Genomic DNA, 11,479 nt, shown 5'->3' with positions numbered 1-11,479 from the left:
CGGCCTTTTTTGATGCGGAATAAATAAGCCTCGAGCTGGCGTTACCTGCCGTTGTAGGACAAGCGGGCTACCTGGGTGCCGCTCTGGTTGCGGGCGATGTAGAGGCCGGCGGCCACGCTGGTAGCCGGCCGCCACACCACGCTGCCGTCCGCAGCGGTGGTGAGCTGCGCCACTGCCCGGCCCATTTCATCGGTAATGAGCACGGTTTGGCGGCCCTGCCCCGTCAACTGAAACCGGACCTCGTCCTGAAACGGCACCGGGAAGGGCGGCTGCGCCAGCGCTTGCCGTGAACGGGTGGCCAGCACCTGCTGCGTAACCAGCACGGGTACCGTCACCACGCCGAAGCCCGGGGCCGGGCACGCATTATCATTGGCCGTAACGGGCAGCACGTAATGTCCCAGCGGCAGCGTGGCCGGCACCTGCCAGGTGAGCTGGCCCTGGCCGTTGCCCAGGTCCTGAAACGTGGTGCCGGGCACGATGCCCGGCACGATGCTGCCCAGCGTCAGCGTTTGTCCAGCATCGGGGTCGGCGGCCGTGAGCGAGAGCACCAGGGTTTGGCCGGGGTTGACGCGAATGGTTTGGCCCAGCAGCTGGCCGGTTGGGTTGCTGGCGAGGGCCACGCGGGTAAAGGCCGGTACCTGATTGGTGCCAACCGACACCAGATACGTCATATCGCGCGTGATGCTGCCGATTTGCTGCCAGGCTCCGCCCACCCGCCGGTACTCATCGACCCGCGCCGCCAGGGCGTAACGGCCCTGCTGCGTGGGGCCCGCCACCGTCAGGAGCTCGCCCGTGGTGGCATTCAGCTGAAAGTGGGGCGCGATGGCTCCAACTGTGGGTTGGCCGCAGGGCACTGCCGTAGTCGGGTTGGCCAGCGGCTGCACCAGCTGATAGACCAGCGAGTCGCCTTCGCTGTCGAAGGCACTCAGGCTGTAGTGCTGCGGCTGCGTACTGGTGAGGTGCAGAAGCTGGGCAGTGGTGAAGCGGGGTGAAAAATTGGTCAGGCCCGTGGTGTTGTCCAGCACCGCCTGCACGTAGGTACTCATCTGCATCGATTGGGCAACGTTGGCCAAGCCGTCGGACCGGTTCGAACAGTTGATGCTCAGCGTCCAGCGGGCGGGTGCCAGCTGAACCATGCCTTCCAAAGTGCTGATTTGAAAGGGGAACTCTGAATTGGCACAGGCCCGGGGCGCCACCACAACCCCCGTGCGCACCAGCTGAGTAGTGAAACTGCCGGGCAGCGTAGCCGCGCATCCATTTTTGCCACAGGTTAGCTCCATTTGGACGTCTGCCACCGGCGAATTCAGGTCTTGAAAGAGCCGGGCCGTGACGTGGTATTGGTTGGGATTAGCAGCGGTGCCTGCGTACTCGTAGGTTAGTTCTGCCCCCAGAATGTGAGTGGCCTGCGCAACCGAGAAACTGCCCAGCAAACAGGCGAGAATTGCGAAGCCGCGGGAAAGGAAAGATGGATGCATGTTCAAATTGGAAAAGGGTAGTTACCAAATAAGGCCTCCGGCGTTTCCGGAGGCCTTGCGAAGGTATCCCAAATCGACTGAAAATGTGTCCGTTGAAGTAACTATTTATTTGTCGGCCGGGGCCACTGCCGGGGTGGCCGGTGTGCTGGAATTGCTGTCCAGAATCTGAAATAGGTCGTTGAGCTTGGGCGTGAGAATAATCTCGGTGCGGCGGTTCATGGCCTTATTCGCCGGCGTGTCGTTGGCGGCCACGGGCACGTACTGGCCCCGGCCCGACGCCGTGACGCGCTCCGGCGAAACCCCCGCCGTGGTGAGCAAACGCGCAATTTCGGTGGCGCGCAGGGCGCTCAGGTCCCAGTTATCGGTCATGCCGGCCGTGCCGCGCAGGATGGGCACGTTGTCGGTGTGGCCTTCCACCACCACGTTTACGTCTTTCTGCTCCTGGAGCACGGTGGCGAGCTTTTTCAGCGCCTCCTGGCCCTTGGGGTCCACTTTGGTCGAGCCCGATTTGAACAGCAGCTGCTCCGACAGTGACACATACACCTTGCCGTCCTTTAGCTTCACCTGCAAGTCGCTGCTGTTGAAGCTGAGCAGGGCCTTGCTCACGCGGGCTTTCAGGTCGTCCACGGCTTTGTCCTTGTCGGCCAGGGCTTTGGTGAGCTCGGCGAGGCGCACTTCGCGGGCCTGCAGGTCGGCGGCGAGGCGGTCGTTGTTGGCTTTGCTTTTCTGGAGGGTGGTTTCCAGGTCGCCCAACTCGGCCTCGCGGCGGGCCAGGTCCTTAGCTACTTTGTTGTAGTCGGAGGACTTATTGGCTAGCTCCCGGTCACTGTTTTTGAGCAGCTTGTCGTAGCTGCTGTTCAGCTCGTTGTAGAGGGTGCGGGTTTTGCGGTAGGCCGCGCCAGTTTCGGCCGAGTCGGTCACAAGGCGCTTTTGGGTGAGGCGTAGTTGGGCCAGCTCGTCGCTGGCCTTTTGCAGCTCGGCGGTAGCCCCGCGGTACTGGCGCTCGGCGGCGGCTTTGCCCTCGGCATCGGCCTTTTGGCGGGCGCTGAGGTCGTCGTATTTTTTGGCCGTCACGCAGCTGTTCAGCACCGGGGCGGCCAGCAGGCAAAGGCCCAGCAGGGCAGGGGAGAGGGTTTTCACGGAGGAGAGAGGGACGAAGTACCGGGCCTTTCGCGGCCGGACTGCCCGGCCGCGTTGGCGAGGCAAGGTAGCGCTTAACCCGCGCTCAATCCTTCCGAAACCGCTTTCGGCCTGTGTTTTCGGGCTATATTTGCTTGCTTCCCACCCTGGTACGTGCCCGCCCGGCCCGGCCCGGCCTGCATCCGCGCTTGCTCATGGCTGATTCCATCTCCTTAAGCCCCGAAAACGAAGCCCTGCTTTCCCACCAATGCGTGGTGAATAAGGACCTGCTGCACGCGCCCGGCCCCGATTTTCTGGACCGCTGCTTTGTGCCCGGCAGCCGCTCGGTCCAAGTGCTGCGCAGCCTCGGGGCCATTTACGGGCACGGCCGGTTGGGCGGCACCGGCTACGTTAGCATCCTGCCCGTCGACCAGGGAATTGAGCACACCGCCGGCTCGGCTTTTGGGCCAAATCCGATGTATTTCGACCCCGAAAACATCCTGCGGCTGGCCGTGGAAGGCGGCTGCAATGCCGTGGCAACCACCTTCGGTACCTTCGGCACGGTGGCCCGGAAGTACGCCCACAAAATTCCATTTCTGGTTAAAATCAACCACAACGAGCTGCTCACCTACCCCAATAAGTTCGACCAAATCATGTTCGGCTCGGTGCAGCAGGCCTGGGACATGGGCGCCACCGCCGTGGGGGCCACCGTCTATTTCGGCTCGGCCGAAAGCAACCGCCAGATTACGGAAGTGACCGCCGCCTTCGAAGAAGCGCACGCGCTGGGCCTGGCCACCGTGCTCTGGTGCTACACGCGCAACAATTCCTTCAAAACCGCCGATAAGGACTTTCACGTCGCCGCCGACCTCACTGGCCAGGCCAACCACCTGGGAGTAACCATGGGCGCCGATATCATTAAGCAAAAACTGCCCGAAAATAACGGCGGCTTCACCACGCTGAAATTCGGCAAAACCTTCCCGAGTATGTACGACACGCTCAGCACCGACCACCCCATCGACCTGACGCGCTACCAGGTGCTGAACTGCTACGCCGGCCGCATCGGCCTCATTAATTCCGGTGGCGAAAGCCATGGCGCTACTGACCGCGAAGAGGCCATTCGCACCGCCATCATCAACAAGCGCGCCGGTGGGCAGGGGCTGATTTCGGGCCGCAAAGCCTTCCAGCGGCCTTTTGCCGAGGGCGTAGCACTCCTCAATGCCATTCAGGACGTATATCTCGACGGCCGCATCGCCCTGGCGTAGCCTGGGCCCGATGACCGGCGCAAGCGTCGGCCGCTTTCTTTGCAAAATGAGGCGTTAGTTATGGCTTATCTTTGACGCCCTGTATTAGTCTTTGCAAGCCCGAAGCTTGCGGCTCTTCTTCAAAAAATATCCGCTGTCGGGCCCCGGTCCCCAGCTCCTAGCAACTAAAAAATGGCCTGGTTCAAGCGCGTAGAAAAGGGCATTGTGACCCCCACCGACCAGAAAAAAGAGACGCCTGACGGCCTCTGGTACAAGTGTCCCGAGTGTAAAACGGTGGCCACCATGGCCGAGCACAAGCGCCTGCTGTTTGTGTGTGGCAATTGCGGTCACCACGACCGCATTGACGCGGCCGATTACTTCGAATTGCTCTTCGACCAGGGCGACTTCACGGAGCTCGACGCCGACCTAACCTCCGGCGACCCGCTGCACTTCGTGGACACCAAGGCCTACCCGCAGCGCGTGGCGGCCACCGAGCGCAACACCGGCCTGAAAGACGCCGTGCGCACTGCCCACGGCCTCAGCGCTGGCCAGCCGCTAGTGGTAGCAGCCATGGATTTCAAGTTCATTGGCGGTTCGATGGGCTCGGTGGTGGGCGAGAAAATTGCCCGCGCCATCGACTTCGCCCGCCAGAATCGCACGCCGTTCCTGATGATTTCGCGCTCCGGCGGGGCCCGCATGATGGAAGCCGGCTACTCGCTCATGCAAATGGCCAAAACCTCGGCCAAGCTGGCCCTGCTCGCCGAAGCCGGCGTGCCCTACGTAAGCCTGCTGACGGACCCCACCACGGGCGGCGTCACGGCGTCGTTTGCCATGCTGGGCGACTTTAACATTGCCGAGCCCGGCGCGCTCATCGGCTTTGCCGGCCCGCGCGTTATCAAAGAAACCATCGGCAAGGACCTGCCCAAGGGCTTCCAGAGCGCCGAATTTGTGCTCGAGCACGGCTTCCTCGATTTTATTGTGGACCGCCGCGAGTTGAAGCAGCGCCTGGCCGATTTGCTGGGCATGCTGCAGCCTGCGTCGGCTGCGGCTGCCAGCACTCCTGCGCCGCGCCGCGCCGCCGCCAAGGCCCCGCAGCAATAAAGGGAAGGCCCTTTTCGTTTTCGGCACACTTCTTGAAAACCCGCTTTCCGACCCCGGAGCGGGTTTTTCCGTATACGGGCCGAAAACAACTTCACCAATCCCTCATTTTCACATGAACACCTCCAAATCCCTTCTTTCTGTTCTAATGGCTTTCGTGCTGCTGTTCAGCTCCTGCGCCACTTCGCAGCAAGCCAGCACCACCCAACCCGACCTCTCGACTAACAACGGCACCGGCGCCCGCAAAACCGGTATGAGTAAAACGACTAAAGGTGGCCTGTTGGGCGCCGGCGGTGGCGCCGTATTGGGCGGCGTAGTAGGTGGCCTGCTGGGCGGCGGCAAAGGCACGGCCATTGGCGCTATCGTGGGTGCCGCCGCTGGTGGTACCACGGGTGCCATCATCGGCCGCAAGATGGACAAAGCCGCTGCCGAGCTGCAAAATGACATGAAAGGTGCCCGGGTAGAGCGCGTGGGCGAGGGCATCAAAATCACCTTCGATTCGGGCATTCTCTTCGATACCAACTCGGCTACGCTGCGGCCGGCTTCGGAAGCCGACATCACCAAGATGGCCGCTGTGCTCCAGAAATACCCCGACACCAACGTGCTGATTGAAGGCCACACCGACAACTCGGGTTCCGATGCCATCAATCAGCCCCTGTCCGAGCGTCGTGCGCAGGCAGTGGCCAACTCCACCATCGCCAAAGGTGTGGCATCGAGCCGCATCACCACTCAGGGCTACGGTTCGAGCCAACCCGTGGGCGACAACACCACCCCCGAAGGCAAGCAGGCCAACCGTCGCGTAGAAGTGGCCATCTATGCCAACGAGAAGATGAAAAAGGCCGCTGAGCAAGGCCGTCTCTAGTCAGCAGAACCCCGGCACTAGCTGCGTGTGGCATCAAAAAGGCCGTCTCCGTGGAGACGGCCTTTTTTGTGGCTTTTGGGCCGAAAGGCAACGAAAGGTTTTGGCCCTTTCAGCAACCCTGGTTGTTTGGTGTGCGTTGAAACCCCGTAATCCCTCCCATTAACTCTAACTTCCTGAATCATGAAATCCCTGCGCGTAGTATTCGCTTTGCTTTTGATGCTCTTTGTATTAGCTGGCTCCAGTGTTCAGGCCCAAACTCCCAAGAAGGGGTGGAGCAATAAGGCCAAAGGCGCGGCCATTGGCGGTGGCGCGGGTGCCGTGACGGGTGCCGTGCTCGGCGGCGGCAAAGGTGCCCTGATTGGCGGTGCGGCTGGTGTTATTGGCGGCGGCCTGATTGGCCGCAACAAAGACAAGAAGAAAGACCCGGCCCGCTACAACGCTTACCACAACAAGAAGTAACTCCGCTGCGCAACATCGTTGCTTCAACCGAATAAAAAAAGGCCCTGCCACTCGGCGGGGCCTTTTTTATGGCTAAACGGGCCGGGCAATGGGTTGGGCGCGCCAACAGGCTTGCCCAACCCGAATAGTTTGGCAAGGTGGTTGCAAATGGCGTACTTGCTGGCCTAATTCACGAGCTGTGCTTTCTGGCCGGCATTTTTTATCCAAACCCTTTTTTAAACATGAAATTTCTTCGTTCCTCCCTTGCGTTTCTGTTCGCCCTGCTGCTGCTGGTAAACAACTTCGCGCAAGCCCAAACTTCTACCGTTTCGACGGATAAGCCGAAAGGCATGAGCAAAACCCTCAAAGGCGGCATCATTGGCGGCCTGGGCGGCGCAGTGGCCGGTGGCGTAGCCGGCCGCCTGATTGGTGGTAAGTCGGGCACGGCCAAAGGCGCTATCATTGGCGCCGTGGTAGGTGGCACCGCGGGTGCCCTCATCGGCCGCAAAATGGACAAAGCCGCCGCCGAGCTGCGCCGCGACCTCGAAGGCGCGACCGTAGAGCGTGTGGGCGAAGGCATCAAAATCACTTTCGCTTCGGGCATCCTGTTCGGCACCAATTCGTCGAGCCTGACCCCGGAAGCTGCCGGCAACATCGACCAGCTGGCTACCACGCTGAAAAAATACGCCGACACCAACGTGGTAGTAGAAGGCCACACCGACAACTCGGGTTCGGATGCTATCAACCAGCCCCTCTCGGAGCGCCGGGCGCAGGCTGTATCGAATGAGATTCAGGCCCAGGGCGTGGATGCGGCCCGCATCACGGCCAAAGGCTACGGTTCGAGCCAGCCCGTGGGCGATAACTCTACCGCCGCTGGCAAAGCTGCCAACCGCCGCGTAGAAGTGGCCATTTTCGCCAACGAGAAGATGCAGAAGGCCGCCAAAAAAGGCCAGCTGTAAGACAAAGCCGGCGGTGTAAGAGCCGCCGGTATTCAACTGAAAAGGCGACCAGCTTGGTCGCCTTTTTTTATGCTGTTAAAGCAGCGTGGAGGCTAAATAAACGCTGGGAGCGGGCAACTTTGCCCGGAGCTAAACGGTAAACCCGTCATGCCTGCTCCCGACGCTACCTATGCTTCGCCCGCCGCCGAAAAAGCCTGGGCCGACCACCAGATTCTCGACCATTTCTATGGCCACCTGCCACCCGAGCCGCGCCGCACGCCCATGCGCGAACTCATTTCCACGGTTCTGTCGCACCGCACTACGCACGCCGACGAAGAGCTGGCCTACGACCGCATGCTGGAAGCTTTCGGTGACTGGGCCGGAGTGGAGGCCGCCCCAACGCAGGACCTGGCCCACGCCATTCGCACCACGCGCTGGCCCGATACCCAGGCGCCGCGCATCCAGGAAATCCTGCGCCGCATCCGGGCCGAAACGGGCGGGCCGTTCGACCTGGATTTCCTGGCTGACTGGCCGACCGAGAAAGGCATGGCCTGGCTCACCGATATGCCCGGCATTGGGCTGAAAACGGCTTCGCTGGTGCTGCTGTTTAATTACCACAAGCCCGTGCTGCCTGTCGATACGCACGTGCACCGGGTGGCGCAGCGAGTGGGTTTTCTGGGGCCGAAAGTATCGGTGGAGAAGGCGCATAGCGTGCTGTTGGCCCTGCTGCCGGCCGATGCCGAAATGCTGTTTAACTTCCACAAGCACAACTACTGGCATGGCCAGCAGATTTGCTTTTTCCTGCGGCCCAACTGCGCGCGTTGCCCGCTCAAGGGCTTCTGCAATTACTATCAAGAGCATTTCGGGGAAGCCACGGCCGAGGCGCTGGCTGCCACGCCCACGCAATGGGACCCGGCTGCCTGGGGCAAGCTGCCGCATTAGCTTTGTAGCGCGGACTTTTAGTCCGCGAGTTGAAAACTATTCAGGTGCCTGCTCGGTAGCTCGCAATTGAAAATCAGTTCATGCGCGGACTAAAAGTCCGCGCTACCGCCATGCGCCTCGTCAAGCACCCCGTTCTCTGCAATTACTACGTGACCTACCGCTGCAATGCGAAGTGTGCGTTTTGCGACATCTGGGAGAAGCCCTCGCCCTACATCACGCTCGAAGATGTGGACCGCAACCTGCGCGACCTCAAGCGGCTGGGCGTGTCGGTTATTGACTTCACCGGCGGCGAGCCGCTGCTGCACCGGCAGCTGCCCGAGTTTCTGGCCTTGGCGCGGGAGCTGGGCTTCATCACCACCGTCACTACCAACGGCCTGCTCTACCCCAAAAATGCGGAGAAACTGCGCGGCAAGGTCGACATGCTGCACTTCTCGCTCGACTCGGCCGACCGCGACACCCACGACCTGGGCCGGGGCGTGGCCTGCTACGATTTCGTGCTCGAAAGCATTCGCGTAGCCAAAGAGTTGGGCGAGCGACCGGACATCCTCTTCACCGTCTTTCGCAAAAACCTGAAGGATTTGGAGGCCGTGTACCGCGACATCACCCAGCCCAACGGCCTCGTGCTCATCCTCAACCCCGCCTTCGAGTACGGCGACGTGGAAACCGGCGAGCAGCTCACGCCCGAGGAGCTGGACTACCTCTCTGCCTTCGGCAAGCGCAAGGGCGTGTACCTGAACGAGGCCTTCATCGAGCTGCGGCGCGATGGCGGCAACCACGTGGCCGCGCCCGTGTGCCGGGCCGCTAGCACCACCCTCGTCATTTCGCCCAGCAACGAGCTGGTGCTGCCCTGCTACCACCTCGGCGAGCAGAAATTCCCCATCGATGGGAAGCTATTCGACCTCTACAACGCGCCCGAAACCCAGCGCTTGGCCGCACTCGAAGGCCGCCTGCCTGCCTGCGAGGGCTGCACCATCAACTGCTACATGCAGCCCAGCTTCGCGGTGGAAACCAGCAAGTACTTTTGGCAGGCGCTGCCCAGCACGCTCAAGTACAACTGGGAAAAGGGAACCTGGAAGCGGCTGATTGGGGCGTAGTATGCAACTAGTTCAGCCCGGCAACTGGCCCAGTGCTTGTAAAGTGGCGGCCAATTCCTCGGGCCGCTGAGTACCAAGGAGCAGGCGGTCGCCGCTCTGAAACACGAGCTGTAGACCGTGGCTGCCCCATACGTTGTAGGCCAGGTTACCGGGGAAACCTCGGATGCCCCAGCCGCCAAAGTCACCGAGCGGGGAATAGGTACGGGGTTTAACCTGCCGGAAATCTGCCCAGGGCCAGTGCCGCCAGCGGTTGAGAAGAGGCAGGTAACGGTAATGAATGCCTACCTCATCAATTCGAGTTTCGAGGCGCATGAGCCATACCAGGCTGCCGGCCGCTATGCCAATGAGGGCTGGTCCACTACGTACCCACAACGTGGCCTTCTCGGCCATTAATAGGCTAGGCAAAAGGCCCAGCGCTGCTATGATTAACGCCAGCCACCACCAACGGCGGCCCATCACCTGGGTTTCGATAAAGACCGGCGAAGCAGCATTGTCGAATTTCATGGGGCTAATTTAGCGACGAATCCAACGGTGGCATCCCAATCAGCCCCGCCCGTTTACCCGCTTTTTATGCCCGCTCTCATCCTCCCCATCCACGGCATCACGCCCACCATTCCCGCCGACTGCTACATCGCCGATAACGCCACCATCATCGGCGATGTCGTGCTGGGCAATAAGTGCACCGTCTGGTTCACGGCGGTCATTCGTGGCGACGTACACAGTATCCGAATCGGCGACGAAACCAATATCCAGGATGGGGCCGTGCTGCACTGTACCTACCAGAAGGCCCCTCTCAGCATCGGCAGCCGCGTGAGCATCGGGCACCGGGCGCTGGTGCACGGCTGCACCGTGGAGGATGACGTGCTCATCGGTATGGGCGCCATTGTGATGGACCATGCCGTGGTGGGCACCGGCTGCATCATCGCGGCCGGGGCCGTGGTGCTGGAGAATTTCGTGTGCGAGCCGGGTTTTCTCTACGCCGGCGTTCCGGCCAAGAAAATCAAGTCCGTGACGGAAGAACAGCGCGCCGGCCTACGCCGCACCGCCGCCAACTACCAGACCTACGCCAGCTGGCTGCAGCCAAAGCACTAATCGGTCTCAATGGGCAGAAACAGGTGGCTATACGTAGCTGTGCTGCCGAGCCAGGTAAGGGGGCAATGGCGGGCTGTGTTCCATATGGATAGTTTGGTCTAAAAATATTCTAAAATCAATAGAAAAAATTAGGATGCTATTCAGGCATTTCTATAGCTTTGCCACGAACATCCAATCCAACCATCTTTTTTCAATGAAAAAATTTTACAAGCTTATGCTGGCGCTCACTATGGGCGCAGCCACTGTTTCATCGTGCAGCCGCGCCAACTTTGCCTTTAACCCGGCCGGTGCTTCGTACATGGGCACTACCCGCGCCCACGCTGCCGTGGCTGTAGCCGCCGACGAGCCCGAAGCTATGCCCGAATTCACTGCTTCGACGGAGGCTACCCCTTCGGTGATGCCGTCGGCTGCCCGCACCGTGGCCCATCACGCCGCGGCACCGGCCGCCGCTCCGCAGGGAGCTGCCGTTGCCCATGTTTCGCGCACCAGCTTCACCAAGGTCGAGCGTCAGCAGCTGAAGCAGCTGGTGCGTCAGGCCAAGCACGAGGCCAAGCAGAAAATGTCGCCCGCCAGCACCACCGACGAAGGCAAAAGCCAAATTATTGCGCTGATTTTGGCGGTTCTCGTGGGCGGCCTCGGCATTCACCGCTTCTACCTGGGCTATACCGGCATCGGCATCGCGCAACTGCTCACGCTGGGCGGCTGCGGCATCTGGTCCCTCATCGACCTGGTGCGCATCATCACCGGCGACCTGAAGCCCAAAGGTGGCGACTACGCTAAAAAACTTTAAGCGGGTCCGGGCGCAGGCAGTGGTAGTGGGGTCGGTGCTCATCTGGCTCACCCTGCTGCTGCTGCCGGCCTCGTTCTTCGACCACGGCCAATCCATTTGCCTGAGCCAGCTGCTGCTGCACCGGGCCTGTCCCGGCTGCGGCATGACCCGCGCCTGCTTGCACGCGCTGCACTTCGACTGGGCCCAGGCCTGGCACTACAACCGCTTGGTGGTAGTGGTGCTGCCGCTGCTAACCTGGCTCTGGGGCCAGGAAGTATGGCAGCAGCTACGCCAGCTGGACTGGGTGCCCGCCAACTGGCGCCATTAGTGGTCAAGCGGATTCCGCCACCGTCTGCCCGGACGGCTGCTCAAACAAAAAAACGCTCCGAGTCACTCGGAGCGTTTTTTTGT

Annotated in this window: 13 protein-coding genes; 10 read left to right on the top strand and 3 right to left on the bottom strand. The window is 61.2% G+C overall.

What is annotated here, in order from left to right; genetic code table 11:
- Positions 1 to 41 precede the first annotated feature (41 nt).
- Together ACYU7Q_RS08960 and ACYU7Q_RS08955 are read right to left on the bottom strand one after the other, a co-directional pair.
- Complete coding sequence (locus tag ACYU7Q_RS08960; RefSeq protein ID WP_460609108.1) at positions 42 to 1,475, bottom strand: hypothetical protein; 1,434 nt, start codon at positions 1,473 to 1,475, stop codon at positions 42 to 44.
- Positions 1,476 to 1,580: 105 nt separating this feature from the next.
- A complete protein-coding gene (locus tag ACYU7Q_RS08955; RefSeq protein ID WP_460609107.1) occupies positions 1,581 to 2,615 on the bottom strand; it encodes an OmpA family protein in 1,035 nt (344 codons plus the stop codon).
- 194 nt (positions 2,616 to 2,809) lie between these two features.
- On the opposite strand from ACYU7Q_RS08955, the gene ACYU7Q_RS08950 reads away from it, so the two are divergent.
- From ACYU7Q_RS08950 to ACYU7Q_RS08920, 7 genes are all read left to right on the top strand, one after another.
- Positions 2,810 to 3,856, top strand: coding sequence for a class I fructose-bisphosphate aldolase (locus ACYU7Q_RS08950; protein WP_460609106.1), 1,047 nt, complete (start codon positions 2,810 to 2,812; stop codon positions 3,854 to 3,856).
- A gap of 171 nt (positions 3,857 to 4,027) precedes the next feature.
- Positions 4,028 to 4,936 carry an acetyl-CoA carboxylase carboxyltransferase subunit beta gene (gene accD / locus ACYU7Q_RS08945; RefSeq protein WP_460609105.1) on the top strand — a complete coding sequence of 303 codons (909 nt, stop codon included), beginning with the start codon at positions 4,028 to 4,030 and terminating at the stop codon, positions 4,934 to 4,936.
- 145 nt (positions 4,937 to 5,081) lie between these two features.
- Positions 5,082 to 5,795 carry an OmpA family protein gene (locus ACYU7Q_RS08940; RefSeq protein ID WP_460609104.1) on the top strand — a complete coding sequence of 238 codons (714 nt, stop codon included), beginning with the start codon at positions 5,082 to 5,084 and terminating at the stop codon, positions 5,793 to 5,795.
- A gap of 180 nt (positions 5,796 to 5,975) precedes the next feature.
- The gene (locus ACYU7Q_RS08935) at positions 5,976 to 6,254 is read left to right on the top strand and encodes a YMGG-like glycine zipper-containing protein (RefSeq protein ID WP_460609103.1); all 279 of its coding nucleotides are present in this window, start codon (positions 5,976 to 5,978) and stop codon (positions 6,252 to 6,254) included.
- Between the two features lie 221 nt (positions 6,255 to 6,475).
- A complete protein-coding gene (locus tag ACYU7Q_RS08930) occupies positions 6,476 to 7,192 on the top strand; it encodes an OmpA family protein (RefSeq protein ID WP_460609102.1) in 717 nt (238 codons plus the stop codon).
- A gap of 147 nt (positions 7,193 to 7,339) precedes the next feature.
- Complete coding sequence (locus ACYU7Q_RS08925; RefSeq protein ID WP_460609101.1) at positions 7,340 to 8,113, top strand: endonuclease III domain-containing protein; 774 nt, start codon at positions 7,340 to 7,342, stop codon at positions 8,111 to 8,113.
- Between the two features lie 110 nt (positions 8,114 to 8,223).
- The gene (locus ACYU7Q_RS08920; RefSeq protein WP_460609100.1) at positions 8,224 to 9,207 is read left to right on the top strand and encodes a radical SAM protein; all 984 of its coding nucleotides are present in this window, start codon (positions 8,224 to 8,226) and stop codon (positions 9,205 to 9,207) included.
- 12 nt (positions 9,208 to 9,219) lie between these two features.
- On the opposite strand, the gene ACYU7Q_RS08915 is transcribed toward ACYU7Q_RS08920, so the two are convergent.
- The gene (locus ACYU7Q_RS08915) at positions 9,220 to 9,711 is read right to left on the bottom strand and encodes a hypothetical protein (protein WP_460609099.1); all 492 of its coding nucleotides are present in this window, start codon (positions 9,709 to 9,711) and stop codon (positions 9,220 to 9,222) included.
- A 66-nt stretch (positions 9,712 to 9,777) separates the two neighbouring features.
- On the opposite strand from ACYU7Q_RS08915, the gene ACYU7Q_RS08910 reads away from it, so the two are divergent.
- The 3 genes from ACYU7Q_RS08910 to ACYU7Q_RS08900 all read left to right on the top strand — a co-directional run bounded on the left by ACYU7Q_RS08910 (position 9,778) and on the right by ACYU7Q_RS08900 (position 11,396).
- Positions 9,778 to 10,299 carry a gamma carbonic anhydrase family protein gene (locus tag ACYU7Q_RS08910; protein ID WP_460609098.1) on the top strand — a complete coding sequence of 174 codons (522 nt, stop codon included), beginning with the start codon at positions 9,778 to 9,780 and terminating at the stop codon, positions 10,297 to 10,299.
- A gap of 193 nt (positions 10,300 to 10,492) precedes the next feature.
- On the top strand, positions 10,493 to 11,089 hold the full coding sequence (locus ACYU7Q_RS08905) for a TM2 domain-containing protein (RefSeq protein WP_460609097.1): 597 nt from the start codon (positions 10,493 to 10,495) through the stop codon (positions 11,087 to 11,089).
- A complete protein-coding gene (locus ACYU7Q_RS08900; protein ID WP_460609096.1) occupies positions 11,064 to 11,396 on the top strand; it encodes a DUF2752 domain-containing protein in 333 nt (110 codons plus the stop codon). Before ACYU7Q_RS08905 ends, ACYU7Q_RS08900 begins: the two co-directional genes overlap by 26 nt.
- Positions 11,397 to 11,479: the final 83 nt, after the last annotated feature.

The sequence above is a fragment of the Hymenobacter terrigena genome (assembly GCF_054776515.1).
Note: the sequence above shows the minus strand (reverse complement) of the source record. Positions and strands in the feature narration are given on the sequence as shown.

Excerpts from the sequence above, each read along its gene's own strand:
- ACYU7Q_RS08960 (WP_460609108.1), bottom strand. The coding sequence starts at position 1,475 with ATGCATCCATCTTTCCTTTCCCGCGGCTTCGCAATTCTCGCCTGTTTG.
- ACYU7Q_RS08950 (WP_460609106.1), top strand. The coding sequence starts at position 2,810 with ATGGCTGATTCCATCTCCTTAAGCCCCGAAAACGAAGCCCTGCTTTCC.
- accD (WP_460609105.1), top strand. The coding sequence starts at position 4,028 with ATGGCCTGGTTCAAGCGCGTAGAAAAGGGCATTGTGACCCCCACCGAC.
- ACYU7Q_RS08940 (WP_460609104.1), top strand. The coding sequence starts at position 5,082 with ATGGCTTTCGTGCTGCTGTTCAGCTCCTGCGCCACTTCGCAGCAAGCC.
- ACYU7Q_RS08935 (WP_460609103.1), top strand. The coding sequence starts at position 5,976 with ATGAAATCCCTGCGCGTAGTATTCGCTTTGCTTTTGATGCTCTTTGTA.
- ACYU7Q_RS08930 (WP_460609102.1), top strand. The coding sequence starts at position 6,476 with ATGAAATTTCTTCGTTCCTCCCTTGCGTTTCTGTTCGCCCTGCTGCTG.
- ACYU7Q_RS08925 (WP_460609101.1), top strand. The coding sequence starts at position 7,340 with ATGCCTGCTCCCGACGCTACCTATGCTTCGCCCGCCGCCGAAAAAGCC.
- ACYU7Q_RS08920 (WP_460609100.1), top strand. The coding sequence starts at position 8,224 with ATGCGCCTCGTCAAGCACCCCGTTCTCTGCAATTACTACGTGACCTAC.
- ACYU7Q_RS08915 (WP_460609099.1), bottom strand. The coding sequence starts at position 9,711 with ATGAAATTCGACAATGCTGCTTCGCCGGTCTTTATCGAAACCCAGGTG.
- ACYU7Q_RS08910 (WP_460609098.1), top strand. The coding sequence starts at position 9,778 with ATGCCCGCTCTCATCCTCCCCATCCACGGCATCACGCCCACCATTCCC.
- ACYU7Q_RS08905 (WP_460609097.1), top strand. The coding sequence starts at position 10,493 with ATGAAAAAATTTTACAAGCTTATGCTGGCGCTCACTATGGGCGCAGCC.